The sequence below is a fragment of the Rhodococcus sp. BE178 genome (assembly GCF_050433545.1).
Classification (GTDB): Bacteria; Actinomycetota; Actinomycetes; order Mycobacteriales; family Mycobacteriaceae; genus Prescottella.
The window spans coordinates 160,855-186,083 of record NZ_JBNPXA010000010.1 but is presented as its reverse complement, the minus strand read 5'-3'; the positions used below and the strand labels follow the sequence as shown (position 1 = coordinate 186,083).

Genomic DNA, 25,229 nt, shown 5'->3' with positions numbered 1-25,229 from the left:
TGCCAGGGTTGCCCCCGCCGCGCAGGGTGGCGCCCGGCCCCGCCGGGGTGAAGCGCGGGGGTGAGGGTCAGGGCCGCTGGAACCGCTCCCGACGTCCGAGCCCGCGCAACCGCATCCATTCGACGAACCCCTTGGGGTCCCGGCGGGAGACGAGGAAGTACCAGCCGAAGCGCGCGTACTCCTGTGGCAGCAGCTTGCGCATGCCCGGCTGAGACATCAGATAGCCGCGGTTGCGGTACGTGAAGAAGCGCTTGGTCTCGTTGTCCGGGTACTGCGTGTGCATCCGGCCGCCGAGGATCGGCTTGAACTCGTCGGCGCCGTTGGGGTGCACGTACGCGGTCTGCAGGCACGTGCCGAACGGCAGCCCGGAACGGACCAGGCGGCGATGCACCTCCACCTCGTCGCCGCGCACGAACAGGCGCAGATCCGGGACGCCGACGGCGTCGATCGCGGACGCCGAGAACAGGGCGCCGTTGAACAGCGACGCGATGCCGGGCAGCAGGTCGTCCTCGCCGAGTTCGGAGCGCAGCCGCTTCCATTCGGTGCCCCGTCGGAGCGGGAACGCGAGCCGGTCCGGGTCGTCGATGTCGCACACGACGGGGGAGACCTCGGCCAGGCCGTGCCTCTTCGCGCAGCCGAGCAGGGTCGCGAGCACGTCGGGGCCCTCGGGGCGGCCGTCGTCGTCGGCGAGCCACACCCAGTCGGCGCCGAGCGACAGCGCGTAGAGGATGCCGAGCGCGAAGCCGCCGGCACCGCCGAGGTTGTGCTTGGAACCCAGATAGGTGGTGGGGACGTCGGCGCCCTCGACCAGCTCGCGGACGTCGGGCTCGTCGGCGTTGTCGACCACCACGAGGTGGTCGAGCGGACGGCTCTGCCCGGCGAGCACCTTCAGCGACTGGGCGAGCAGTTCCCGACGCTTGTGGGTGACGACGACGCCCACGATCTTCTCGGTCGCCGTGTCACTGATGCGTTCGGTCACGAAGCGCGCTCCTGGCCCCGCTCGCGCTCCATGTCGGCGATGGTCTGACGCACGTGGTCGGCGGCGTCGTCGCCCTCGTACGCGCGGACCACGTCCTCGATCTCGCCGTGCATGCGGATCTCGCCGTGGTCGATCCACATCGCGCTGTCGCACAGTTGCGCCAGGAACTCGTTGGAGTGGCTCGCGAACACGAGGATGCCGGAGCGCTCGACCAGCTTCTGCAGCCGGATCCGCGCCTTCTTCATGAACTCGGCGTCGACCGCGCCGATGCCCTCGTCGAGCAGCAGGATCTCGGGGTCGATGCTGGTGACCACGCCCATCGCGACACGCACCCGCATGCCGGTCGAGTAGGTGCGCAGCGGCATGTTCAGGTACTCGCCCAGCTCGGTGAAGTCGGCGATCTCGTCCATCTTCGCGAGCATCTGCTTACGCGTCTGCCCCAGGAACAGGCCGCGGATGATGATGTTCTCGTAGCCGGAGATCTCCGGGTCCATGCCGACACCCAGGTCGAAGACGGGCGCGACTCGGCCGCGGACGCGGGCGCTGCCGCGGGTCGGCTCGTAGATGCCCGACAGCAGGCGCAGCAGCGTCGACTTGCCGGCGCCGTTGTGCCCGACCAGCCCGACGCGGTCGCCCTCCTTCAACGACATCGTGATGTCGCGCAGCGCCTCGACCACGACGACGTCGGAGTCGTTGCGGCCGATCGTCCCGCCGGCCTTGCCGAGGAACGCTTTCTTCAACGACCGTGACTTGGCGTCGAAGATCGGGAAGTCGACGCACGCTCCGTGCGTCTCGATGCTCACGTTGCTCGTCATGTGGTGTCCCCCTAGACCCAGTAGGCCACGCGGGCCCGGTACTTGCGTAGCGCGAACAGTGCGACCGCCCAGCCGACGACGGTGAACGCCAGCACGATGTACCAGTGGTAGGCCTGCTGGTCCGCGCCGATCATGGGCGCGCGGATGATGTCCAGGAAGTGGAACAGTGGGTTGATCTCGGCGATCTTCGCTCGCTCGGCGACGTCGCCACCCTGCGCCTCGAGCGCGTCGGTGGACCAGAAGATCGGGGTGAGGACGAACAGCAGCAGCGTCAGGCTGCCCAGGATCTGGGCGATGTCCCGGTAGCGGGTCGCGAAGATGCCGAACACGATCGACACCCACAGCGCGTTGAGGACGATGAGCCCCAGCGCGGGGATCGCCGCCAGGGATGTCCAGCTCATGTGCCGCCACACCCCGAACGCGAACACCATGATCACGTAGATCAGCAGGTTGTGGCCGAAGAACAACAGTTGCCGCCACACCAACCGGTAGATGTGCACGCTCAGCGGCGACGGCAGCTGCTTGATCAGCCCCTCGTTGGCGATGAACACCTCGGAGCCCTCGAGGATCGACGCACTGATCAGGTTCCACACGATCAGGCCCACCGTGACGTACGGCAGGAATGTCTGCAGCGGCATCCCCAGCAGCGCCGAGTACAGGATGCCCATCGCGGTGGCCTGCACGCCGGTGGCGATCGTGATCCAGAACGGACCGATCACCGACCGGCGGTACCGCTGCTTGATGTCCTGCCAACCCAGATTGAGCCACAGCTCACGCTGCGCAAACCCCTCCCGCAGGTCCTGGAACGCGCGACGGAACGTCTGCGAATCGGACATAACGGCAGGGGTGTCGGCGTCGGACGCCGGCTCGTGATCCAAGGCTGCTGCTGACACGGGTTCCGAGCCTACCGTTCGCGGTGGAGTTGCCGGTTTCGGCGCACTCGATCTGTTCCTGCGTGCGCTACAGGTACTGCCCGGTGCCGGCCTGCGGATTGTCGTCCGGACCCTGCATGCGGTGCTGCGGTCCCATGCTCATCCCGGGCGGAAGCGCGCCCTGACGCATCTGCTCGAGCTGCGCGCGGGCGGCCATCTGCTGTGCGAACAGCGCGGTCTGGATGCCGTGGAACAGTCCCTCGAGCCAGCCGACCAGCTGGGCCTGCGCGATCCGCAGCTCGGCGTCGGTGGGCACGGAATCGTCGTTGAACGGCAGCGTGAGCCGCTCGAGCTCCTCGCGCAGCTCGGGGGCGAGACCCTGCTCGAGCTCACGCACCGACGACTTGTGGATCTCCTTGAGCCGGGTGCGGCTGGCGTCGTCGAGCGGTGCGGCGCGCACCTCCTCGAGCAACTGTTTGATCATCGTGCCGATGCGCATGACCTTCGCCGGCTGCTCCACCATGTCGGCGAGCGCGTCCTGGTCGCTCTGGCCCGACGAGTCGTCTGCGGCCCCGTCGGTGCGGGTCGCGGCCGCGGACACCGGAACCGGATGGCCGTCGGGTCCGATCACCAGCACGCGTTCGTTCTCCGGTTGCGTCATGGCTCCATCTTGTACGTTTCGGTGCCGGTTTGCCGAGGGTGGGTCGGCAGTGTCGGAAGTGTCGTGTGCTAGAGCACGTTCCGAAAAGTCGGATCTGAATCACGCGGTGTTGACAGTGGGACTTAGAGTGTCCGTCATGGCTTACGACGTTGCCCGGGTACGGGGACTGATCCCGTCACTGGGCGATGGATGGGTCCACCTCGACCCGCAGGCCGGTATGCAGATCCCGGACGCGGTCTCCCGCACCGTCTCGACCGCGTTCCGCGCATCGGCGTCGTCGTCAGGCGGACGGCACGTGTCGTCGCGCCGCAGTGCCGCCATCGTCGCGGCAGCGCGAGAGGCCGTCGCCGACCTGGTCGGCGGCGACCCGGCGGGTGTCGTGCTCGGTGCCGACCGTGCGGTGCTGCTGGCCTGGCTGGCGGAATCGCTCAGTTCCCGGCTGGGTCTCGGTACCGGGCTGGTGCTGTCGCGCCTCGACGAGGAGGCGAACGTCGCGCCCTGGCTGCGCGTCGCGAGCCGGTACGGCGCGCAGGTCCGGTGGGCCGAGGTGGAGATCGAGACGTGTGAGCTGCCGAGCTGGCAGTTCACGGAGCTGGTGCAGCCGACGACGCGCCTGATGGCGCTCACCGCGGCGTCCCCGATCGTCGGATCCGCGCCCGCCGTCCGGGCGGCCGCGGACTGCATCCACGAGGTGGGCGGACTGCTCGTCGTCGACGCCGTCGGGGCCGCGCCGTACGCGCACATCGATATCAACGACCTCGGGGCCGACGTCATCGCGGTCAGCGCGCCGTCGTGGGGCGGCCCGCAGGTGGGTGCGCTGGTGTTCCGGGACCCGACGCTGCTCGACCGCATCCCCGCGGTCTCGCTCAACCCGTACGCGCGCGGTGCCGAACGCATGGAGGTCGGCGGCCACCAGTTCGCGCTGCTGGCCGGGCTGACCACGTCGATCGACTTCATGGCCGGGCTCGAGGAGACCGCGACCGGCACCCGCCGGGAGCGCCTCGAGACGTCCATCAGCTCGCTGCAGGCCTACCACGACCAGCTGTTCGAATACCTGATGCGGTCGCTCGATTCGCTGCCTCAGGTGACGGTCATCGGCCGGTCCCCGATCCGGGTGCCCACGCTCAGCTTCACCGTCGCCGGGGTGCCGGCCGACAAGGTGGCCGCGCACCTCGCCGACAACCGGATCGCGACCGTCAGTGGCCTGCAGTGCGGCAACCGCCTGCTCGACGCGCTGGGTGTCAACGACGAGGGCGGCGCGATCACAGTGGGTCTCGCGCCCTACACCACCCGCTACGAGATCAACCAGCTCGTCAAGCATCTCGGAACGCTGGGCTGACCAGGCCCGTCAGTCCTCGCGCACGCTGAGCACCACCTTGCCGACGGTGTCGGGGGAGTCGAGCATCTCGTGCGCGGTGGGCGCCTCGGTGATCGGCAGTTCCGCGTGCACCACCGGCGCGACGATGCCCTCGCCGACCAGCGGCCACAGCTTGTCCCGGACCGCCGCGATCACGGCGGCCTTGCTCGACGGGCCCGTCTCGGGGCGTCCGCGCAGTCCGGTGGCCAGCACCCGGGCCCGCTTGGCGAGCAGCTTGCCGATGTCCAGTTCGCCCTTGCGCCCGCCCTGCATGCCGATGATCACCAGCTGACCGTCGGGGGCCAGCGCGTCGAGGTTGCGACCCAGGTACGACGCACCCATGTTGTCGAGGATCAGGTCTGCCCCGCGGCCGCCGGTGTCCTCGCGGAGCACCTGCACGAAGTCGGCGTCGCGGTAGTTGATCAGGATGTCGGCGCCCAGTTCGGCGCAGCGCTCGAGCTTGTCGGCGGAGCCGGCGGTGACGGCGACCCGCGCGCCGAGCGCCTTGCCGACCTGGATCGCGTGGGTGCCGATGCCCCCGCCGCCGCCGTGCACCAGCAGCACCTGGCCGGCGTGCAGGCCGCACTCCATCACCAGGTTGGACCACACCGTGCAGGCGACCTCCGGCAGCGACGCCGCCGCCCGCAGGTCCAGGCCCTCGGGCACCGGCAGCAGCTGGGTGGCGGGGACGGCGACCTTCTCGGCGTAGCCGCCGCCGGCGAGCAGCGCCGCCACCCGGTCGCCCACCTTCCAGCCGTGGACGTCGGGGCCGACCTCGGCGATCACGCCGGAGCATTCCAGGCCCAGGATGTCGCTCGCGCCGGGCGGCGGCGGATACATGCCGCGCCGCTGCAGCAGGTCGGCGCGGTTGACGGCGGTGGCGGCGACGTCGATCAGGACCTCGCCGGGGCCGGGTGTCGGATCGGGAACCTCGGACCAGGTCATCACTTCGGGTCCGCCGGGCTCGGAAATCGTGATCGCGTACATACCCGTGACGCTAGTCGGACCGCGCTAGCGTCACCGGATGACCTTCTTCGGCAACATGCAGAACGAGATCTACCTGACCGGCATCGGCGGCGCCCGCCCCGAGTTGCCGATGACCGCCGCCGGACTCGAGGCGCGGGCCCTCGAGGAACTGAGCACCGAGGCCTACGCGTACATCGCGGGCAGCGCGTCCACCGAGCGCACCGCCGCGGCGAACCTGGACGCGTTCACCCGCCGCGCGCTGGTGCCGCGGATGCTGCGCGGGACCGGGTCACCCGACGCGCGGGACCTGAGCGTCGACATCCTCGGCACCCGGCTCGCGGCACCGGTGCTTACCGCCCCGATCGGGGTGCTCGGTCTGGTTCGTGAGCGGGGTGAGGCGATCGTCGGCGAGGTGACCGCCGAACTCGGGATCGGCTCGGTGCTGTCGACGGCGGCGTCGTCCACTATCGAGGACGTGGGCGCCGTCTCGGGCGACAACTGGTGGTACCAGCTGTACTGGCCAGCCGACGACGAGCTGGCGCAGTCGTTGGTGCAGCGGGCCGCCAAGGCCGGCGCCAAGGCGATCGTCGTAACCGTCGACACCCCGGGAATGGGCTGGCGGCCAAGGGATCTGGAACTCGGTCACCTACCGTTCCTGCGGGCGCAGGGCATCGCGAACTACCTGTCGGATCCGGTCTTCCGCTCGCGGCTGGCGACCCCGCCGGAGGAGAGCCCGGAGGCGATGCAGATCGCGGTGCTCACGTGGGTGTCGCTGTTCGGCAACCACGCGCTGCGCCCGTCGGACATCGCGAAGATAAACGAGTGGACCGGTCTCCCCGTTTTGGTGAAAGGCATTGTCCACGAGGATGATGCGCGTGCCGTGGTGGACGAGGGCGCCGACGGGGTGGTCGTGAGCAACCACGGCGGCCGGCAGGTGGACGGTGCCATCGCCGCGCTGGACGCGCTCGGCCCCGTCGCCGCGGCGGTGGGGGATCGGGCCACCGTCCTGCTCGACTCAGGAATCCGTTGCGGCGCAGATGTGTTGATCGCGCTGGCGCTCGGTGCCGACGCGGTGCTCTACGGGCGGCCGTGGGCCTACGGTCTCGGCCTGGCGGGCGCCGACGGTGTCCGGCACGCGCTGCGAATACTGTTGGCGGATTTGGACGTCACAATGGGGTTGGCCGGTTTGTCCAGCGTCGCCGAAGTCGATTCGAGCGTGCTTCGCGCTGTCGGACGATAGGTAGCACTACTATGCATTCGTGACAGCAGATGCTCGAGTAACCACGGGTGCCGGGGTGGCGTGGCTCGGTGCCGACGAGATGCGCGCGTGGCGCGGTTTCATAGACGGCAGTCAACGACTGATGGACGTACTCAACCGAGAGTTGGAGACAGGGCACGACATGTCTTTAGCCGAGTACCGGATCTTGGTGATGCTGTCGGAGTCCCCGGACGGATCGCTGCGGATGAGCGACCTCGCGGACGGCGTGCTGTCGTCGCGCAGTCGCCTGACACATCAGATCCGCCGCATGGAGGCCGAGGGCATGGTGGAGCGCAGCCAGTGCGTCGAGGACGGTCGCGGCGTGCTCGCCGTCATCACCGACGAGGGCCGGCGACGGCTCGGCGAGGCCGCTCCCACCCACCTCTCCGGGGTCCGCCACTACCTGATCAATCTGCTCAGCAAGTCGGAGATGCGGATGCTCGCCGACGTCTTCGAACGGGTCGACGAGGCCATCGGCGACCGCGCCGCCAGCTGATCGGTTTCACCCCCCGCCGCGCATGCGGTTAGGATCTGCCACGGAAGCGTGGCAGAGCGGCCGAATGCACTCGCCTTGAAAGCGAGCGTCGCGAGAGCGACCGGGGGTTCAAATCCCTCCGCTTCCGCCAAGGTCAGGGGCGGTTTTGAGAAACCGCCCCTGACGTCGGAAGATCCAACAACGTTCCGATGTGACACAGCCATGACACGCCATCGTTGGTATCCGAGCAGGCGTTGCGAAATGGCGTTGAGAAAGTCGAGCTGCCGAGCGGGGACATCCGGTACCAGGTCCGGGTGCGGGTGGCCGGCCCAGACGGCGCGAGACGTCAGCTGCACAGAAGATTCGAGACCTCGAAGGCGGCGGGGGAGTTCCTCGACGAGTTGCAGGACACGCTCAAGAAGGAAGCCACTCAGGCTGCGGCCGACGAGGCGGGGGTCGTCACGGTGGCTGAGGCGGTCGAGCGTTGGCTCGCGGCGCAGCGGATCAACCCGACCACGCTCGCGGCCTACACGGCGGCGCTGGCGCCACTGGTCGACCGGTTCGATAGTCGCGATGTGCGGACGATCGGCGACAGCGAGGTGGAGCAACTCGTGCAGGACCTGGCCGCTGGTACCGGGCCAGGCGGGCGGAAGTGGAAACGAACCTCGATCAATCCAATGCTCGCGCGCACCAAGGCCGTCTGGAAAGACCTGGAGCGGCGGAAGGTGCTTAGCGACAATTCAATCCAGTACATCAAGCCGCTACGCAAGAAGGACGACACCGACGCCTACGATGGCGCCCTGGACTTGTCCGACCGACTCGGTGAGGACGAGGTTGCGCGGTTGGTGAAGATGCACTCCAGGGTGGATCTGCCCCTGGTCGGCGGGCCACGGTCACCCCAGTACATGGCCGTGGTTCATGCGCCGATGGTGCACCTTGCGTTGATCGGGCTGCGGCGCGGTGAGCTGGCGGGGATGCGTTGGAGCGCAATGGATTTGGATGCCGGCCGCATCACGGTGGCCGTGCGGACCCGAGTGCGCGTGACAGGCCGCACGATCGATCAGGGGAACGGCAAGACGACCCGCGCGCGGCGATCACTGAAACTTCCAGCCTCGGTGCTGGCCGTTCTGCGGGGCACGCAGGAACGACAGCAGATCGCCAGGAAGCGAGCTGGTGAGGCATGGGTCGGGGCCCGAGATCTCCACGTGCTCACGCACTGGGACGGGCGGCCAGTGGCGCCGCGGACTCTGGACGACTGGTGGAAGGAGGCGCTGCGGTACGCCGGGGTCCCCCACCGCAGACTCCACGCCGCTCGCCATACCGCGGCGTCACGGCTGATCGCCGCGGGAGCGACACCGTCCGCGGTTGCGGCGTGGCTCGGTCACGCAGACGGGGGGACGCTCGTGCTGCGGACCTACGCCCACACCGACGCGTCGGAAGTGGACGCACTGGCGGCCCTACTGGGGTAGTGGGTCCTCTCCACGACTTCTGCGCTGGGAGTATTTCGCAAGAATCGGAGTTGGTGCTTGGTGGTGGTAGTGACCTGCGAGAAGGGTGGCCCCGAGTTTGTCGACAAGTTCCGTACGGAGTAACTGAAGCGCGAAACATGTTCTTAGTAGCCAACATTCGTAGGATCTCCGGCCTTGCCTCTCGGCTCTTCGCCCTCTACGGTCGGCCTTATGGAAGGCGTAGACGGCGAGGTTGGCACATGCGGGATTTCACCCAATTTGCCACGGTTCTTGAGTGCGCGTGAGTTTGCCGAATCGACTGGAATTCCACTGCGCTCGCTGCACCGATATCTGGTCCGGGGGCTGATTCCGGGCGCCGCGCGCGTGGGGCCAGGAACAAAATGGCGAATCTTCGTGTCCGCCAGTGATTTTGGAGAAATCTGCGGAACTAGTCAGGTGTCCTCTGCAACTTCACCGCACAGCTGAGAAATAGAAGAACCCCCAGCGTGAGGCTGGGGGTTCTTCGAAGTTGTTGATTCGAGTTACCGGCTCGAATCAGCGGCGTTCCTACCCCGAAGGGACTGTCTTGCCAGACAGATCTCAGGGTACCTCGTACCCTGACGCATCTCAAAGGTTTGCCGATGGCGGCGAGTCCACACCCGGAAATGTGTGGCAAACCCTCGCCCCACTGATGGCCGCGCGGCGCTCCATGCGCCTGTCCGAGCCCGGTGCCAAGGGCAAATTCGCCACCTCAGACAAGCTGAGGGCACACCTACCGAAGTTCCCTGCCGCGGTCCCCCTCTACAACCGGCACGGCCGCACCGTGCTGCTCGCACTCGACTTCGATGCGAAGCGCCACGGTGCCGCCCAGGTCGATGCGGATGTTGAGCGGGTCCTGACGTGGCTGCGCGAGTGCGGCGGCCGCGCAGTCACCGACCGATCCACTAGCGGCGGCCGGCACGTGCTCGTACCGCTGCCCACCGACACGCCACTGCGAGTCGAGGACCTCCGCGAACTGCTGGATGCGCTCGAGGAGCGCCTGCCGACCTTCGACAAGTCCCCGATGCTCGGCAGCTCGCACGGCTGTATCAGCGTCCCCGGGTCGTTGTGCCGCGAAGGCGGCCACCGGCGCCTCGACGGCCCCCTCGCGGCTGCGGTCGAGGCCTTCACCCTGCGATCCGACCGCGGGGTCGTCGCCAGCCTGGTCGACCTGCTCGGTGGCGCGAGTACACGGCAGTCTCGTCATCGCACCGCAGTCGCGGCTGTGCAGGCTGCGCTGACCTGCGAAGAACGACTCGTCGGCTCCGGCGACGAGCGCCGCCTGCACCCCGCCTACTGCCACACCACCCCCATGCCGGCCAAGGTGGCAGCCTTCGCCCGGGGCGGCCCGCGCGACGCTGACCGCTGGCCGTCGCCGTCCGAGGCTCGACAGTCGGTGATCAGCAGCCTTGTGCTCCGGGGTGCCAGTGCCGCCGACATCCTGGCTGCCCTGCCGGACGACGACTACGCCGGTCTGCGGAAGAGCTACGCCCGGCGTGATCGTCGTACCTCGAGCCAGATCGTCAAAGCTCTGCGTGGGGACGTGGACGCAGCCCTGACCTGGGCCGCGAAGGTCAGTGACCAATTCCGCGATCTCACGCACAAGAACATGCACACAGGGGGGGATGGTTCTTACAGTTCGTTCGGCAACGATCCGATCCGCCGCCGCTGGCTGGCGTCCGCGGAGACCTGGATCAACAGTGAGTTCGTCGGTTCCAGGCAGCGCCCGATTCTGCTGGCAGTAGTCCAGGCACTGGCCTACTCGGCTGCGCTGGCTGGAGAGCTCGTCGAGGGTGCTCCGGTGGTGGCCATCGGAGGCCGCAGTCTGTCGCACGCAGCAGGCCTTATGTCCGAGTCCACGGTGTGGGCGGCGCTGCGACTGCTCCGAGACACTCCGGGGTCACCGGTGCTGCGTGTCGCCCGCGGTGCAGGTCAGCTCCCCGACCGGTACGCCCTGACCACGCCTGCAGCTGCAGCGCCTGACAGCGCCGCGATCGAGCGGGCCCGCGTCGAGCCTGTTCACCAGGCCTGGAGCGTGCTGGGGTTGCGCGGCCGGACCATCTACCACCTCATCCACAGCGGTCAGGTGAGCACCGTGGACGCGGCGTTCGCGGCCGCCAGGGTCGGCCAGTCGGCCGGCTACGCGATCCTGACGGATCTGATGGTTGCCGGTCTGATCACCCGGCAGAAGGGCACTGTGGGTCCCGGAGCACGGTCACTGGATGATGTGGCCGACGCTGCAGGGCTCGGCATGGTCGCGGCCGAACGTATTCTGAGGCACCGCGCCGAGCGTCTGCTCTGGCATGCGTGGCTCGAGAACCGGTTCGGACCGCCGCCGCCTGATCGCAACGATGCAGATCAGCGCGATTTCACGCTGACTGTCCCGGCGGCGCTTGCGGTCGACGCACGCGACAGCGAACTGATGTGGGCGGCGACGATAGCCGCCGGCCCGCCGCCGGCAGACCCGCACCTCGAAGCGCTCGATCTGCTCAGCGACACGCTCGGCGCGGCGATCATCGCGGGGGCGAGCTGAGCGCTGCTGCTTCAGGGCGCGTGGAGAATCGCGCTGGACACCGGTCCACGCACCGCCACTTAGGTGGGGGCGACAAAGCTAGAGTGCTGCGATGGTCAACATCTTGAACCGCGAACTTGCGCTAGGGGTGTCGAACGAAGTCGAAACCGCGTTCGCCGACGAGAAGGAGAGCACGCATGGACGGCGCGCCTGAAGAGGTTGCCAGCGAAGACGACGGCGTTGACATGCGGCCTGATGAAGAGGGGCAGAACAGCTCGGATGCTCTGGAGGTCGCACCATCGATGACCCTCGTCGAGGTGACACCCGGTGTCGCAGTGGTGTTCGGTGAAGTCCCCGAAGGCCTTGAACTCATCGGCCTTGATCTGGTGCCGTCATTCGACCGGACACAGCTCTCGACTGTTCTGGGCGCGATCGGCAACGTGGGCGCGATCGTTGGAAACGTTGCGGAGGCTGTAGCAAGTGCGCAGGGCCTCTACCGGGTCAACGATGCGACGCTGTCCCTGCTCAAGAGCGGCGGGCAGATGGCCGGAAAAGACGGCGCACTGCTCGGAGCGATATTCAAGGATGGCCAGCTGGTCGGGCAGGCACGCTTCATTCCGGCTTCGATGACGGCCGCCGCGGCCGCCGCAGCGATCGGCCCGGCCGTGGCCATGATCGCGCTCCAGATGCAGCTCGGTGAGATTTCGGGTCTCGTCCGCACCAACATCGCGCTCACCACACAGGTACTCAAGACCATCCGGAACGAGCAGTGGGCCGAACTTGAAGGACTCGCGGAGGCCGTCGATGAGGCGATCAAGGAGGCGCGCGAACTTGACACCATCACGGACTCTGTCTGGGAGCCCATCGCCCCTAGCGGCCCCATGATCCGCAAAGAGTTGAAGCTCTACCGAAAGAACGTAGCCGGACACGTTCAGGAGCTAGGGAAACTGGATGGGCGCGCGCGCCGCCAGTACCTCGAATCCAGCGCCGAGGCGATCGTTTTCGACACTCATGCGCTGCTCAGTTCGCTGAAGACACACGCTGAGTACCAGGCGATTCGAGCTGCACTCGCCCGAACCCGAAGCGCCGACAACGAGAGCGAGGCGCAACTCTTCGACCGGATCGTGCGGAAACTACCCGCCGAGATCGAAGAGTCACTCCACGAGATCAGGCTGCTCACGGAATCACTCGTGCGTGAGTTGCGGATCATCGCCGAACTCCCCGGCCGAGCTACGGTTCCGCTCACGAAGAAGCGTAAGGACGCGAAGGCGTCCCGACTGACGTGCGAGCAGCTACTCGAAGCCATCGAACCACTGGCCAACACGCTCCATCCGGCAGCCGAGATGCCTGTTGTACCAGAAACTCTGTGCGCGCCCGACGGCCTTGATCTCGAGCCGTACCTTCATGTCCTTCGGTGGTTCCTTGAGGACGGCGAGACGCTTCGCAGCGTCGCGTTCCCCTACGAGACTGGAGCTCACAACCTCACTGGAGTCATACCAGCGCTCCTCGCCAAACGAGTTGACGCCACCTGGGACGCACTCGGTCCAGGCAAGGCCGGCGCAGTGATCGAGAAGCTCACTTCGAGCACCTTCGTGGCAGTAACTGACCGCCGGATCGTCACCGCCACTCCGAGAACCCTTCTGCAGCACGGCGAACTCGGCTCGATCTATCCGCTGGACGAGGTTAGGTATGTACGCCCACTCTCGAATCACGGTGGGGGCGTGCGCCCAACCATCGGCATAACGACGGACCGTCGCGACGTCCAGTGGATGTTCCCGGCCGACGCCGACCGCGAGCACATCGACAACCTGGCTGCGGTGATCTCAGACGGAGCATCAGTCACAAGCCAGGCTCCAGCGAAGATCGACCACTCCGTCGCACCAGGCATCACCGTCGGTTCCTGAACTCGACGACACGGCGGCAGCGCCGTCACCGTGAACGCGGCGGCCTGCTGGCCGAACGTGTCGATAGCGGCCCGGTCGATGCTTGACAACGCGGAGACTTGCGCCCGATCCCGGTGCTGTCGGCGGTAGCATCGACACAACCTCAGTGAAGGGCTGATCCCGAAGGAGCAGCGACGGGGACACGCTTCCCTGTTAGGGGCGCCGTGCTCACGGTGCGGATGCCCTCCGGTCTGGGGTCGTACGTCTGGACGGAAGTTGCGGTGATGCGGGCGATTTCCTCGCCGTCGACGGTGACGCGGTCGATCTGCAGGTGCACGTTGGTCACGGCACCCCGTCCTCGAAGTAGCCGCGGGTCAGCGGCGAGTCGAGTACTGCCGGGTCGTCGGTGGTGAGGGTGCACCCGACGCTAACGAGGTGATCGAGGAGCGTGGTCACGCGGCCATTGGTGATCGCCCACGCAGTGCCAGTCCAGGCTCGGCCGGTGGCCGGGATGAGTTCCTTCATCTCCGCGAGGAGTTGCGGCGAGTAGGACCAGTTCACCCGCCAGTGGAACAGCTCGACCTGGTCGCGGCGCTGCGCAGACCAGGCCCGATCACTGTCTGCGAACCTGGCTGCAGACCCGACGTAGACCCGGGTGCTGCCGTCGGGCATCGGCGAGATGCGGTTCGGCGGAGGCCCGGTCGGCTCCTCGACCACCGGCTCCAGCGGCCGGGGCGTCTCCGGCTCTAGCAGTGGCACCGGTTCAGTTCGAACCGGTGCGGAGGTCATACTCGCGTCAGGGTCGCCGCCAAGTGCCCCGACGAGGGCTTCGAGCGCGACGCGGCCGAGCGCGGCGGGCTGGTGGTTACCGTCGCGGTCGGCGAGGCGAAGGAGGACGGCCGCGCCGACCCGGTGACAGGCGTTGTCGGTCCCTCCGAGTTCGATGCGGGACAGCTCGGAGAGCAGGCCGACGAGCCGGGTCAGCTCCTCATCGACTGAGGGGGAGGCAGGGTGACTGTTCATTGCTTCATCCTTCCTGGTAGTTAGACAGCGATCGATTCGGTGGCGAGCTGGGCGGTGGCGCGGGACTGCGATGCGGCGGGTGAACCGCACCCTGAGCAAGTGTTGGCGACTGTTCATGTTCATCGCGTGGGTATCGGCTCGAGGTCGGCGTCCAAGAGGTGGCGGCGGAACTCGTTCGCCGGGAACCGCGATGTGCGCCACCGGGGCAAGGTGGTGCTGAATAGACCTGAGCAGGTCGGGAAACCCGTCAAAGTAGCCGTCCTGCCGGGCAATCTACTCATGTCGACCGATACCGTTCGATTCTGCAGCGCAGATTGGCGGGCCTACCTTAGCGACTCCGGCGAATCAGACCAGTTCGGCGCCCTGGCCGCCTACTCAAGCTCGTCAAGTAGCCAGTTGGCCGGTCAATCTACCCGGCACTCGACGACATACGCGCTGAGGTGGCCTTTTGCCGGAGATGCTGCGGGAACTGAAATTCTCATCGGTAACCGCGCAGAAATCAGGAGTGAAGAGGGGGCGGATCTGGAAACGGGGTCCCGGCGTCATTTCCGGAGTCGTACGTCGGAGGCCACTCGATGCCGTACTTGTCGATCGGCTCGAGGGTCTCCGGGACCGTGACGATGTCGTCCTGGACGAGCGCCGCGACGAACTCATGATCCTTCGGACGGCCGGCGATGCACTTCGACACGCACAGGTCGACCGGATCCAGACACAGCCCAGTCCGCCCGTACAGCTCGGACGAGCCGTCCGCGACGGTGAAGTGCACCAACCTGCTGTCCCAATGCTTCGGCAGCACGACGACGTCCTTGTGGATCCCCTCGACATAGAACCCGTGGTGCTCGTGGAACGGGGAGTTCTCCCCCAGGCGCGCATCCAGCATGAGGAGCTTCTCCTCGACCGCCGGCGGATTGGTGATGCCGCTCAGCGGCAGGATGTCGACCTCGCGGGACTGGAACGCGGCCTCGGGCAGCTCAGCGGTGTCGTAACTGCCGAGGATCGACTGGGAGCCCAAGACGACGACCGGCGACTCGTCCAAGTTCGCGCACGCGGCCCCTTGATCGCCCGCCCGAGTTCTTCCCGGTTCACCGCTTCAGCAGGTCACGCAGATCGTCGAGCACCTGCAGGCGCTCGTCCTCGTCCAGCAGCACCGACAACGGCGAGAGGTTCCGCATCTCCTTGGCCGTCTCGTCGTCCGAGTCCACGATGTTCCGGAAGGACTTGATGTCGTTGTCGCGGACGATCTGCTCCCACCGGTCCATGTAACTGGTCATCAGCGGGCCGCGAGAGACATGCTGGCGGATCGTGTCGAGATTCCGGCGCACCTTGTCCGTGTCGACAGACAGATGCTCCCGGTCGATCTTGGTCAACACCGCGCTCTGCATGAGCTTCTGGCGGGTGACCTTCATGTTCACGACGGTCATCTCGCACTCCTCTCATGCTCAGGCCGCCGGCGCAGCGTCGATTCGCCCATTCTACGGGGCTCGTCCAGAGTTTTCCCTGGTTGTCCACCTGTTGTGTGGGTATGGCCCCAACCACGCAGCAGCCACGCGGGACGAAAGAGCGCGGGTCGTGCCGTCGACGACGCGGCCGGGCCAAGTAACAAGGCTGCTGCGAAACCGGAGAAGAACGCTCCGGTTCCTTGCCACATGGTTCCGCGGTCGCCCCGAGTCGGAGGTCGATGAGACAAGTCACGTAGAAGCCCCAACCCAGCGTGACGAATCGGGCGAGTCTTTGGTGTTGCACTGCCGCGTGCGCTCGAGCGGCTTCCTATTTATCCCTTTCAGCCACAGCAGACCGTTGAGTCGGTACTGTACCTCGGAGCGCTGACCTGCGGCGTGCTCACCTGGGCCCTTCCCGATCGGGAATCGCCTTCCAGCTTCGTTGATCGATCGAATCGTTACTTGTAGTAAGTCCAGCCAATATCTGCCAGTGCACGAAAGAACTTCATGAGTCTGGAGATGATGCAGTGAGACGAATGTTAAAGATCGCCGCGGCTGCGGCAGGGGCGGTCAGCCTTGTGTTGGTCCCGACGCTGCCGGCGAACGCCGAAACCGACACTCCCAACGCCATGGTTGTGCAAATCCCTGAGGCACTAGACGATCCCGCCCCGGTTCTGAGCCAGAGCGAGCTGGAACTCGATCCCGATTTCCAGGCCTACCTTCAGCAAGAACAGCAATACCAGCAGACGGTTCAGACGGCGCCGACGGTTGCGTCGCCGGACAGTGGCGGGGCCGGCCAGGTTTCCGCTCGCAGCACCAACCCTGTCGAGACGCGTCACGACGGCGTCGGAGCACTCTATTTCACCGCGGTCGCCTACTCCTACCGCTCGTGCACCGCGAACTACATCGGTGGAAAGTTCTGGCTCACCGCCGATCACTGTGTCAGAACCGCCCCTTGGGCGCCAGGATTCATTCAGCAGTCCGACGGGCAGTTCGCCGGGATCGAGAACATCTACCGCATTAACCAGCCGAACGTGGACTTGGCACTGATCAAGGTCGGGTCCGGCATCAGTGCGACACCATTCAGCTTGTCAACCCGCACACCGACCATCTCCGACACCCTCAAACTCGTCGGGTACTCCGGGATCAACAACACCAACACCCCGCAGAACTTCTCCTCTTCGTCGACACTCGACTACGAGTACCACATCCCCTCTATTACGTTCGTCGACGGCTCAGTGTTCAATGACCTCTCGTCGTTCACTGCCACCGATTACCCCACTTGCAAGGGCGATTCCGGTGGCGCCTATTTCTCCGGCGGATCGATGTTCGGTGTCCATACCGGCCAGGGAGTTGTTGTGTCCCAGAACACGATTTACAATTGCACAAATTGGTCAATGATGACCAACCTCACCCCGTATATTCCGTGGATTCAGAATATTATGGCGACGCAATCCCAATCCAACCTCGGTGAGATTGCCCGTGCATTCACCGGCGGGGTGGGCGCAAACTTGCCCTTCCGAAACGCTGGATATGCCCCGAATATCGGCTACATAGGAAGCTGACCACCATGCGACTCACTTTGACTCGATCCGTAATCCTGACCGCGGGGCTATTCCTGGCCGCAGCCCCGGCCGTTGCCCATGCTCAAGACTCCACCGGCGGCGGGAGCCTTCCCGCAAGCGGCAGTAGCCTCTTCCAGACGGGTTCCGCCGAGACCATCTCGGACGCCATTCGGTTTAACCGGACCTTCACCGAGCAAGAGATCGCTCAGTGTCTGAAGGACGCTGAAGGCGGCGCCTCAACTGGCTCCCGCCCCTGCCCTCTGCGACCGATCACCGAGATGGACCTCGCTGTAGCACGACTGCTGTTCGGCTCTGGGTACTTACTGTTCGGCTCCATGGGTTGATTTAGCGCACAGCCTGTCGGGTCGGCGCCACATTCTGTGGTGTCGACCCGATCGGTCACCGCAGCGCCGCATCCGCGGACGAGGCTGCAGCGATACCGAAGAAACATCAAGGGCACCAGAAACCCTCCGACTCCGGGCCTCAGGAGGCGCTGAGCCACCAGCTGGCGGTTATCCGTAGCGAACTCATGGAAGTCCGATCGATCAGAGCTGCCAGGTCGACTCGAGACAGGACCACGCAATGACTGCGACGTCGGGGTTTCCAACGCTCCGAGGAAGGCGATCAACGGCAGGCTCGAGCACCTGTGGGGCATCAGGGCGCCTCGCAGACCGCCTCGCGGAGGTCGCGTTCGAGCAACGCTGGGTGATCCGCGGTCACCACCGACGATCAGGGCGCCTCACATCAGAAAGAGCGCAGGTCTTCCTGCACACCTGACTGCGTCCGATTGGAACTCGCGCCACCGTCCGGTCACACCTCGAGCCGTCACCCCGGGCCGTTTAGGTTGACACAGGCGCTTCCCGCCTTGGGTATCCCGGCCCGTTGATTGCAGATCTCACGGATCCGCTCGCTACGGGCGATTCGAGGATCACGACAAGAACGCAAGAATCCTGATGCGACATTTGCGCGAGAATGCGCAGGTTACCGACGTCTGTGGCCGACAAGATGGATGAGAACCTACAGTGATTTCTCGGGGATGGCCGCTGGCCGGCCTCCGACCACATGCACGGAGCACGCTGTTGCCCATGATCATCGTTGCCGACCTGACCGGCGTCGTCTACACCTCAGGCAAGGTGTTCGACGGTCTCGCTGTCGGCCGCCTCGACACTGAGAACTTCCTGCGCTCAGGAAGCCTGGCCGGTATCTGCTCCCGCGCCGACCTCGCGCTGCTCGAGGACCTCCGGGACGTCGCTCAGTTCGTCATCGACCACCACGATCAGCCGGTCGATGCTCCCTACGTCCGCGCGATCAACGCGCAGATCACCCGCAGCGGCGCACTGCACCCGGGACAGCTGCGCACCGACGACCAGCAGATCGGCGTCGGAACCCGCTACGGCCGGCACATGCCTCCTGCGCTGACCGACGATGGTCTCCAGCAGCTGATCGACTCACTGGCCTGCGATGACGTCATAGAGAACGCACTGGATCTGTTCGTGGAGCTCGCCAAGGCTCAGCCGTTCGAGGATGGGAACAAGCGCACCGCGTTGTTCGTCGCGAACAGCCCGCTCATCGGCCACGGCCAGATGCTGGTCGTTCCCGTCGACGAGAACGATCCGCGGCTCGCTGACACCGTCAACGATCTGCTCGCCCGGGCGTACATCAACGACGAGCACGACGCGGCGAAGGCTCTGATGCGCAAACACGGTCTCACCGCGCTCCCGCGCTGAACTTGGAGACTGCAGGTCACAGCTGGCAGATCCGCTACGACGTCGTATTCACCGTCGCCGTCCGCCGAGGTCGACGCTGATCGTCTCACTGCCGACGCTTTGATCAACAACCACGTAAAATCGAGAATGCGATCGACCGAACCGCACAGAGAAGGGCGCCAGCATGACTCTCGCGCACGAGGTGCTGAAGCAGACACCTGCCTGCAGCGTTGAAGAGGCGATCCAGTTCGCCACCGCGGGTGTTCGTCTCGCGGGTGGCACCGTCACCGAAGCAAACAAGGCTGCCGCGCGACGCGTGTTGAACGGCACCAGCACGGCAGAGGAAGAGCTGGCGGCACTCCGTCGGAAGCTTCTGAGCTGACTCGATGCTCGCGCAGCAACACTAACAGCCAGCGCGACCAAGGTTTCGAGTTCGGCGACTGAACGATCCGAGCCCCGGAGCCCGCCGCCGATGCGGCTTCACCCTTGCCGGGCCGCTGAACGACTAGGCATCCTGGCGAGGGACTGATGAGAAAGGACCACCGCCGTGCCATCACTCAACATCACGTTCACCGACGAAGAGCACAGGGAACTGCGGGAGGCTGCCGAACGCGAAAACGTGTCGCTGAAAACGTTCGTGCACGATGCCGTCATCGCCGCTGCGAGCTCAAGGAAGCGGCAGGTCGCGGAGGTAGCGAAGAGGGTCGCCACGGTGTCCGCCGAACTGAACCGCAGGCTTGCGTGACAGACCCGTCTGCCGGGCCTGCGCTGTCCGAACACGACGCCACGCTGCTGGCCGAGGCCGGTTTCGTCACCGACCCCGCGGCCGCCACGGCGGCTCGCGTGGACCGGGACATCCGCATGCAGGACCTGGTGCACAGCTCCCTGTCGGTCGACGACGCGGCGCAGCGCCTCGGTGTCACCACCACTTGCATCCGCCAGCGCCTGACCGACGGCACCCTGTGGGCGTTTACGTCGGGCCAGGGCCGACTGCTGCCGCCTGCCCAGTTCATCGCCGTCGGCGCGGTCCCTCATCTGGAGAAGGTCCTGCCGCTGCTGAACGACGATCTGCACCCGCTGACGGTGCAGGCGCTGCTCACGCAGCCGCAGCCGTCCCTGGTCGTGGCCGGCCGGCCGGTGTCGATCGTGGCGTGGCTGACCGGCTGCGCGGGCACCGACGCCGAGATCGAGCAGGCGGCCGACGTGATCGTTGCCGCCACCTGGGAGTCGACGTAGATGGGGGCTGTGACTCTGCGGCCTCCGGCAGACGCGGGTCCTGTGTTTTTCCAGGTAGGGTCGGCCCGTGAAGACGATGACGTATTCGCAGTCGCGGGCGAGATATGCCGAGACCTTGAACGCCGTCACCGCCGACCGTGAGGAAGTGGTGATCACCCGGGCTGGCCATGCGCCGGTGGTGATGGTGGCTCTCGACGACTACGAGTCGTTGAAGGAGACGGCGTACCTGATCAGGAGCCCGGAGAACGCCCGTCGGCTGCTGGCCTCGATCGATAGGCTCGAGCGCGGCACCACCCACGACCTGATCGAATGACTGTCGCACGCAAGGTGACGAAGCAGGTGCCTGTCCGCAGCGTTGAAGAGGCGATCCAGTTCGCCACCGCGGGCGTTCGTCTCGCCGGTGGCGCCGTCACCGAAGCAACCAAGGCTGCCTCGCGACGCGTGGCGAACGGCACCAGCACTGTGGAAGAAGAGTTGGCAGCGTTCCGTCGGGAGCTACTGAGCTAACTCGATGGCGCGTACAACTGCACAGTTTCGTTCCTGGGATGACTATTTCATCCCGGGAACGACTGTTTTACGGAACAAGCTCGTCACGGCCACCGAGCCTCACGGAGCCTCCGATCCGGACATACTGCGTCGGTACGAGGACCGCGCGACGCTCATAGCAACTCCTAGATCCGTGGCGGCACATGGGCACCCGAACACAGAACCCACACTCTGCCTTCGCCGGCAGGTGCGGGTTCTGTTCTTTCGCCCAGCTCATTGTCGTCAGCCGGGTTCGTTGTCGATGCGGTGTAGTTCGCCCCGGATGATGTCGAGTGCCCAGTCGGTGTCGTCGCCGGCGCGCTGGTGGAGCAGGTGCATTCCGAGACCGTCGGCGAGCGCAAGCAGACGCCGGCCGTCCGTCCGGCTTGCCGAGGACGACGCGGCTTCGTCGCGGAGCATGGCCGCGATGCGTGTGAACAGGTCCAGGAGCTGCCTGTGAGCGTGGTCGCGAATCCGGGCGAGGCCCGGGTGTGCGGGAGTCTCGGCGATGAGGGCCACGTTGATCTCGAACTCCCGGCGCGTCTGCGGGGTCAGGGGCATGAGTTCGCGGATCGCGGCCAGCGCATACGCGACCGTGTCGGCGCTCGGCGGGATTGCGGTGACACGGGCAGCGGCGCGGGCGACCATGAGCTCGGCGGAGAACTCCAGCAGCTCCGCTTGCGTCGAGAAGAGGTTGCGCAGCGACCCAACCGCCATCCCGGCCTCGGTGGCGACCGTCCGCACCGACACCGCGGTGATGCCGCGCTCGGCGATGATCCGCCAGACGGCCTCGGCCAGCCTTGCCTTGCGTTCCTCGCGCGGGGCGACAGCCGTCACCACTCCTCCTAGTACGATCGTGCCAACTGCTGAGTTGGTACGACTGTACTAAGGGGGCGTCATGCAGGAGCACGACACGACGGCGGACGGGGCGGCGCGGTGATCTCCGCCGAAGCCGCGGGTGCCCTCGCGGTACTGGCGCTCACCGACTCACTGAGTTTCGGCACGCTCCTGGTGCCGGTCTGGCTGCTGATGACGCCGGGGCGGGTGCGGCCGCACCGCATCCTGCTCTACCTGGGCACCGTCGCGGCGGTCTACTACGGCATCGGGATCGCGCTCATGGCCGGCGGCCGGTTCGTGATCGACGGTGCAGCGGGACTGCTGGACACCACCGCTGCGACCACCGCGCGGCTGATCGTCGGTGCCGCGCTTTTAGCGGCCAGCTTCGCCCTCGACACGAAAGCCGCTCGTGCTCGCGCCGCCGAGCGCGCGCAACAATCAGGGCGGCTGAGCCGCTGGCGCGAGCGCGCCATGAGCGACAGTGCGACCTCCGCCCTGGTCGGGCTCGCGGTCGCCGCAGTTCTCCTGGAGGTCGCCTCGATGCTGCCGTACCTCGTCGCGACCGGGATCATCGCTGAACAGACCCCCGGATGGCCGGCTGCTGTGCTGGTGCTGGCGGGGTACTGCCTGGTGATGATCGCACCTGCGCTGGCGCTCACCGCTGGACGCCTCGTGGCACGCTCCGCCGTCGAGGTACCACTGAAACGGCTGGACACCTGGCTGACACGGAACGCCCGGAGCACGACGCTGTGGATCATCGGCGTCGCCGGATTCTTCCTCGCCGCTACCGCACTCCAAGACCTCGGCTGGGTACCGCGCTGACGCTGACCAGCTGTCGAGGTGCAACGGAAATCAGCGGAACACACCGCGCCACTTCGACGAACCCCGGGGAGGGTCGCGACGTCTGGATCGAATCAACCAGGCTCCACGTCATCACAGACGACCGTTGTCAGCTTCACGATTCCGGGATCTGACCCCCTCGAAAGCGACCGCCAGCAGCCCGACTATCGAAGCGGCCAGCAGAACATCTCCCCAGATCGTCTGCCCCTGTGCTCGTAGTCCTATAGCCACTGCCAGCAGCAGACTGCAGAAGATGATCCCTTTCGACGAGTACCGATACGACCGCAACATAGGTACGTCCCCCAAACATCTCCCGGACACGCCTCCGCGGGGCTCATCCCCGCGGAACAGTTCGTGCCCTCAAGTAACCGGTGCGTCGTTGATCAATCTAGCGCCGCGCTTCGTCAATCTTGGTTGTACCTCGACACTCGTCGGTATAGCCCTAGTTGCTGCGCCGGTGCTGGATTCTCGATCGCGCGAGGAGTACCAGAGTCGCGCCACCGCACACCGCTGACGAGACGAACACGGAAGCAGCCAGGACCCACGACTGCTGTGCCGCGGTGGTGGCGGTCAACACTGTTGTCAGTGAGACGACAGCGGCAACCCTCTGTCGAGGTACCGCCCGCCATGTTTCGCGGAGCCACACTCTCACTCGTGCCTACCTCCCCATTTCGTCCGAGTGTGCCACCGAACTGCCCGGGCACCTCGTCGGATCAGCGGTCCTCGGGGCGCGGGAGTTCGGTGGGCGGGATCTCGGTGACACTCCACCCTGTGAAGAATCGACGGGCATTCACGAGGTAGTACCGCAGGTTCCGTAAGAGTGCGGATACCTCCCAAAACTGCATGTTCATACCCGATGGTCTCATTCCGGGGCGTTTCGCTGTCTGCGCGGTGGGTGGGTGGGTGCGTGTCGGCCCGTGACCGGACCGGCGAAGCGTGCTGCCCGCCGTGGTGGCCGTCCCGTGCCCGCACCCAGCGCCCTCCGACCGGCGGCTTAACGACTCAGGGTCTTCGCTGCGGCGTTGCCCTTCAACGCCGCAGCGATCAGGACGATGAAGGCCGCCGCGCACACAACCGTTGCAGCGACAGCTGACGGCAAGGACCCGAAACCTGTCACGAAACCGATAACGACCTGTATGCACAGTCCCGCAACGGCTGTCCATACGGTCCGGCGCAGAATCGGCTGCGCAACCTGGTGGGCCAACTGCCACGCTTCGTGGCTTGCCATCGTCGCTTTCGTCCGGATGCCCATAACGGGATTCGGTTCGTCTCCGATGAGGTGCGGCATAAGTCCAGCAAAGCCCGCGGCGATGAGCGTCGACGACGTCATCGAGATCGTCAGCCCCAGTAACTCTGATGTGTCCACCAGTGCCGCCCCCTTATCAGAAAATTTCGACACAACGGACATTACCGACGAACTCGCGATCGTCTTTCCGCACCGCGGTTGGGTGCGCGCCGGCCCGCTGGGCGGACCGCTTCACCGGTCCGCGGGGGGCACTGTTTCCCAGTTGAACCCTTGGGGCATGGCGGACTGAACCCGGAACCGTTCTACCTCGCAGTTTCAGCCTCGCTTTAGCTGTTGCCCTGGTGCTGGATTCTCGATCGCGCCACAAGTACCAGAACCGCGCTACCGCACACCGCCGACGAGACGAACACGTAAGCGGCCATGGGCCACGACTGCTGCGCCGCTGTGGTGACGGTCAACACCATTGTCAGTACGAAGGCGGCGACAACGCTCTGCCGGGGTGCCGCGTGCCATGTTTCGTGGAGCCACGTTCTCACTTCGTACCTACCTCCCCATTTCGTCCGAGTGTGCCCCCGCCCTCTCCACGACGTCGCAGCCCTTTCGCGCATTGCCAGATCTGACCCACGACGACGAATACCCACAGCCCGAACAGGAACCAGTTCCACCCTGACGGAGCGGTGAAGGCGTCGTTGACGATGGTCGGCCCGAGAATGAGGCCGACCAACACGAGAAATACGAAGGGCGCCCACGCGTCCAGCTTTGCCGACACGCGCTGCCAGTTCACTCGCCCCATCCATGCAGCTAAACACAGCGGCGTCCTTCGGTACGCCACTGCACGCACAGCCGCATCGCGCTGGTCGGGTATGCGCCGGCCCGTGCCGTCCACCACCCGGTGCCCGGTCTGCGTCTCCATCGGCTCGTCCCCCGGATAGCGCCGAATACGACTGCCTATCGTGGCTGTCTATGGGGTGGAAACTGAGGCAGATCGCTTTCGCGGCAGCCGCATCTGTGGGAGCAGTACTTCTGACGAGCTGTGTGACCAACGTCGACGTGCCGGAGACCTTCGCTGCCATGGTGACCGTCACCGGAGAGGCAGACCGGGCATCGGTCGACGCCGGCGAGTGCACTATCGGAGCAGCTCACGTTGCCCCGAACGACCAGATAGTCATCCTCGGGGACAGTGGCTCTGCATACGCTTCGTCGGCACTGAAGGTCGACTCCATCGACCAGAACCCCGACGGCACGGGCGTGTGTACGTACACCGCACACTTCGAGGCCGTCCCCGCGAACCAGAGAAAATATGACATCTACGTGGGCAACTTCGTGACACAGCGGTTCACCTCCGACGAACTCAAAAACGGCGCTACCTACCGCCTACACAGATCCACGTCTACCGACAGCAACAGCGGCGAACTTTCCGGCGGCGGGTGACTGCCAGGTGCGCGCCGGCCCGTGACCGGTCCTGCGAAGCGTGCCGATGGGCGGCGCGCCGTGGCGCTCGTCCCGTGCCCGTTCTGACGGCGGTCTCGGCGACCGATCCCTGAAAA

General features: G+C 66.0%; 26 protein-coding genes and 1 tRNA gene. 16 read left to right on the top strand and 11 right to left on the bottom strand.

The genetic code is table 11. The features are described from left to right. Positions 1-67: 67 nt before the first annotated feature. From glfT1 to J2X34_RS18510, 4 genes are all read right to left on the bottom strand, one after another. Positions 68-979 (bottom strand): galactofuranosyltransferase GlfT1, encoded by a 912-nt coding sequence (glfT1, locus tag J2X34_RS18525; RefSeq protein WP_114723745.1) that lies wholly within the window; start codon positions 977-979, stop codon positions 68-70. Then, complete coding sequence (gene wzt / locus J2X34_RS18520; RefSeq protein ID WP_114723746.1) at positions 976-1,794, bottom strand: galactan export ABC transporter ATP-binding subunit Wzt/RfbE; 819 nt, start codon at positions 1,792-1,794, stop codon at positions 976-978. Before wzt ends, glfT1 begins: the two co-directional genes overlap by 4 nt. A gap of 11 nt (positions 1,795-1,805) precedes the next feature. After that, positions 1,806-2,687, bottom strand: coding sequence for a galactan export ABC transporter permease subunit Wzm/RfbD (gene wzm / locus J2X34_RS18515; protein ID WP_174907543.1), 882 nt, complete (start codon positions 2,685-2,687; stop codon positions 1,806-1,808). A 67-nt stretch (positions 2,688-2,754) separates the two neighbouring features. Further along, positions 2,755-3,327, bottom strand: a complete 573-nt coding sequence (locus tag J2X34_RS18510; protein ID WP_114723748.1) for a bacterial proteasome activator family protein — start codon at positions 3,325-3,327, stop codon at positions 2,755-2,757. A gap of 136 nt (positions 3,328-3,463) precedes the next feature. Between J2X34_RS18510 and J2X34_RS18505 the strand changes: the two genes are divergently transcribed. Continuing rightward, positions 3,464-4,666 carry a cysteine desulfurase-like protein gene (locus J2X34_RS18505; protein ID WP_114723784.1) on the top strand — a complete coding sequence of 401 codons (1,203 nt, stop codon included), beginning with the start codon at positions 3,464-3,466 and terminating at the stop codon, positions 4,664-4,666. A gap of 9 nt (positions 4,667-4,675) precedes the next feature. On the opposite strand, the gene J2X34_RS18500 is transcribed toward J2X34_RS18505, so the two are convergent. After that, on the bottom strand, positions 4,676-5,671 hold the full coding sequence (locus J2X34_RS18500; protein WP_429518990.1) for an NAD(P)H-quinone oxidoreductase: 996 nt from the start codon (positions 5,669-5,671) through the stop codon (positions 4,676-4,678). 37 nt (positions 5,672-5,708) lie between these two features. Here J2X34_RS18500 and J2X34_RS18495 point away from each other — a divergent pair, with 37 nt between their 5' ends. The 6 genes from J2X34_RS18495 (at position 5,709) to J2X34_RS18470 (ending at position 13,286) form a co-directional block, all read left to right on the top strand. Next, positions 5,709-6,890: an alpha-hydroxy-acid oxidizing protein gene (locus tag J2X34_RS18495; protein ID WP_429518988.1), complete on the top strand. Its 1,182-nt coding sequence runs from the start codon at positions 5,709-5,711 to the stop codon at positions 6,888-6,890. A 79-nt stretch (positions 6,891-6,969) separates the two neighbouring features. Continuing rightward, positions 6,970-7,404 (top strand): MarR family winged helix-turn-helix transcriptional regulator, encoded by a 435-nt coding sequence (locus tag J2X34_RS18490; RefSeq protein ID WP_114723785.1) that lies wholly within the window; start codon positions 6,970-6,972, stop codon positions 7,402-7,404. A gap of 42 nt (positions 7,405-7,446) precedes the next feature. Next, positions 7,447-7,534 (top strand) — tRNA-Ser (locus J2X34_RS18485). A gap of 85 nt (positions 7,535-7,619) precedes the next feature. Continuing rightward, entirely contained in the window at positions 7,620-8,852 is a 1,233-nt protein-coding gene (locus J2X34_RS18480) for a tyrosine-type recombinase/integrase (RefSeq protein ID WP_429518986.1), read from the top strand. A gap of 646 nt (positions 8,853-9,498) precedes the next feature. Beyond that, positions 9,499-11,403, top strand: a complete 1,905-nt coding sequence (locus tag J2X34_RS18475; protein ID WP_429518984.1) for a hypothetical protein — start codon at positions 9,499-9,501, stop codon at positions 11,401-11,403. A 176-nt stretch (positions 11,404-11,579) separates the two neighbouring features. Then, positions 11,580-13,286, top strand: a complete 1,707-nt coding sequence (locus J2X34_RS18470; protein ID WP_429518983.1) for a hypothetical protein — start codon at positions 11,580-11,582, stop codon at positions 13,284-13,286. Positions 13,287-13,607: 321 nt separating this feature from the next. Here J2X34_RS18470 and J2X34_RS18465 read toward each other — a convergent pair whose 3' ends face one another. From J2X34_RS18465 to J2X34_RS18455, 3 genes are all read right to left on the bottom strand, one after another. Next, complete coding sequence (locus J2X34_RS18465) at positions 13,608-14,288, bottom strand: hypothetical protein (protein WP_429518981.1); 681 nt, start codon at positions 14,286-14,288, stop codon at positions 13,608-13,610. A 499-nt stretch (positions 14,289-14,787) separates the two neighbouring features. Further along, complete coding sequence (locus tag J2X34_RS18460; RefSeq protein ID WP_258558121.1) at positions 14,788-15,324, bottom strand: hypothetical protein; 537 nt, start codon at positions 15,322-15,324, stop codon at positions 14,788-14,790. Positions 15,325-15,370: 46 nt separating this feature from the next. Beyond that, complete coding sequence (locus J2X34_RS18455; RefSeq protein ID WP_114723759.1) at positions 15,371-15,709, bottom strand: hypothetical protein; 339 nt, start codon at positions 15,707-15,709, stop codon at positions 15,371-15,373. 554 nt (positions 15,710-16,263) lie between these two features. Between J2X34_RS18455 and J2X34_RS18450 the strand changes: the two genes are divergently transcribed. From J2X34_RS18450 to J2X34_RS18420, 7 genes are all read left to right on the top strand, one after another. After that, the gene (locus tag J2X34_RS18450) at positions 16,264-17,292 is read left to right on the top strand and encodes a trypsin-like serine protease (protein WP_114723760.1); all 1,029 of its coding nucleotides are present in this window, start codon (positions 16,264-16,266) and stop codon (positions 17,290-17,292) included. Positions 17,293-18,377: 1,085 nt separating this feature from the next. Further along, a complete protein-coding gene (locus J2X34_RS18445) occupies positions 18,378-19,019 on the top strand; it encodes a Fic family protein (protein WP_429518978.1) in 642 nt (213 codons plus the stop codon). Between the two features lie 163 nt (positions 19,020-19,182). Continuing rightward, a complete protein-coding gene (locus J2X34_RS18440; RefSeq protein WP_107986261.1) occupies positions 19,183-19,380 on the top strand; it encodes an antitoxin VbhA family protein in 198 nt (65 codons plus the stop codon). 165 nt (positions 19,381-19,545) lie between these two features. Next, the gene (locus J2X34_RS18435; protein ID WP_114723763.1) at positions 19,546-19,743 is read left to right on the top strand and encodes a hypothetical protein; all 198 of its coding nucleotides are present in this window, start codon (positions 19,546-19,548) and stop codon (positions 19,741-19,743) included. After that, the gene (locus J2X34_RS18430; protein ID WP_114723764.1) at positions 19,740-20,234 is read left to right on the top strand and encodes a hypothetical protein; all 495 of its coding nucleotides are present in this window, start codon (positions 19,740-19,742) and stop codon (positions 20,232-20,234) included. Before J2X34_RS18435 ends, J2X34_RS18430 begins: the two co-directional genes overlap by 4 nt. Before the next feature lie 67 nt (positions 20,235-20,301). Further along, on the top strand, positions 20,302-20,547 hold the full coding sequence (locus J2X34_RS18425; protein WP_107986258.1) for a type II toxin-antitoxin system Phd/YefM family antitoxin: 246 nt from the start codon (positions 20,302-20,304) through the stop codon (positions 20,545-20,547). Next, positions 20,544-20,741, top strand: a complete 198-nt coding sequence (locus tag J2X34_RS18420) for a hypothetical protein (protein ID WP_114723765.1) — start codon at positions 20,544-20,546, stop codon at positions 20,739-20,741. The genes J2X34_RS18425 and J2X34_RS18420 overlap by 4 nt, the downstream gene beginning before the upstream one ends. 261 nt (positions 20,742-21,002) lie before the next feature. On the opposite strand, the gene J2X34_RS18415 is transcribed toward J2X34_RS18420, so the two are convergent. After that, a complete protein-coding gene (locus J2X34_RS18415) occupies positions 21,003-21,596 on the bottom strand; it encodes a TetR/AcrR family transcriptional regulator (protein ID WP_429518974.1) in 594 nt (197 codons plus the stop codon). A gap of 99 nt (positions 21,597-21,695) precedes the next feature. Here J2X34_RS18415 and J2X34_RS18410 point away from each other — a divergent pair, with 99 nt between their 5' ends. Beyond that, complete coding sequence (locus tag J2X34_RS18410; RefSeq protein WP_429518972.1) at positions 21,696-22,418, top strand: GAP family protein; 723 nt, start codon at positions 21,696-21,698, stop codon at positions 22,416-22,418. 1,012 nt (positions 22,419-23,430) lie between these two features. Here the strand turns inward: J2X34_RS18410 and J2X34_RS18405 are convergent. Then, positions 23,431-23,844: an SdpI family protein gene (locus tag J2X34_RS18405; protein ID WP_114723766.1), complete on the bottom strand. Its 414-nt coding sequence runs from the start codon at positions 23,842-23,844 to the stop codon at positions 23,431-23,433. Positions 23,845-24,214: 370 nt separating this feature from the next. Beyond that, positions 24,215-24,595 (bottom strand): hypothetical protein, encoded by a 381-nt coding sequence (locus J2X34_RS18400; protein WP_114723768.1) that lies wholly within the window; start codon positions 24,593-24,595, stop codon positions 24,215-24,217. A gap of 122 nt (positions 24,596-24,717) precedes the next feature. On the opposite strand from J2X34_RS18400, the gene J2X34_RS18395 reads away from it, so the two are divergent. Continuing rightward, positions 24,718-25,113 carry a hypothetical protein gene (locus J2X34_RS18395; protein ID WP_258558122.1) on the top strand — a complete coding sequence of 132 codons (396 nt, stop codon included), beginning with the start codon at positions 24,718-24,720 and terminating at the stop codon, positions 25,111-25,113. Positions 25,114-25,229: the final 116 nt, after the last annotated feature.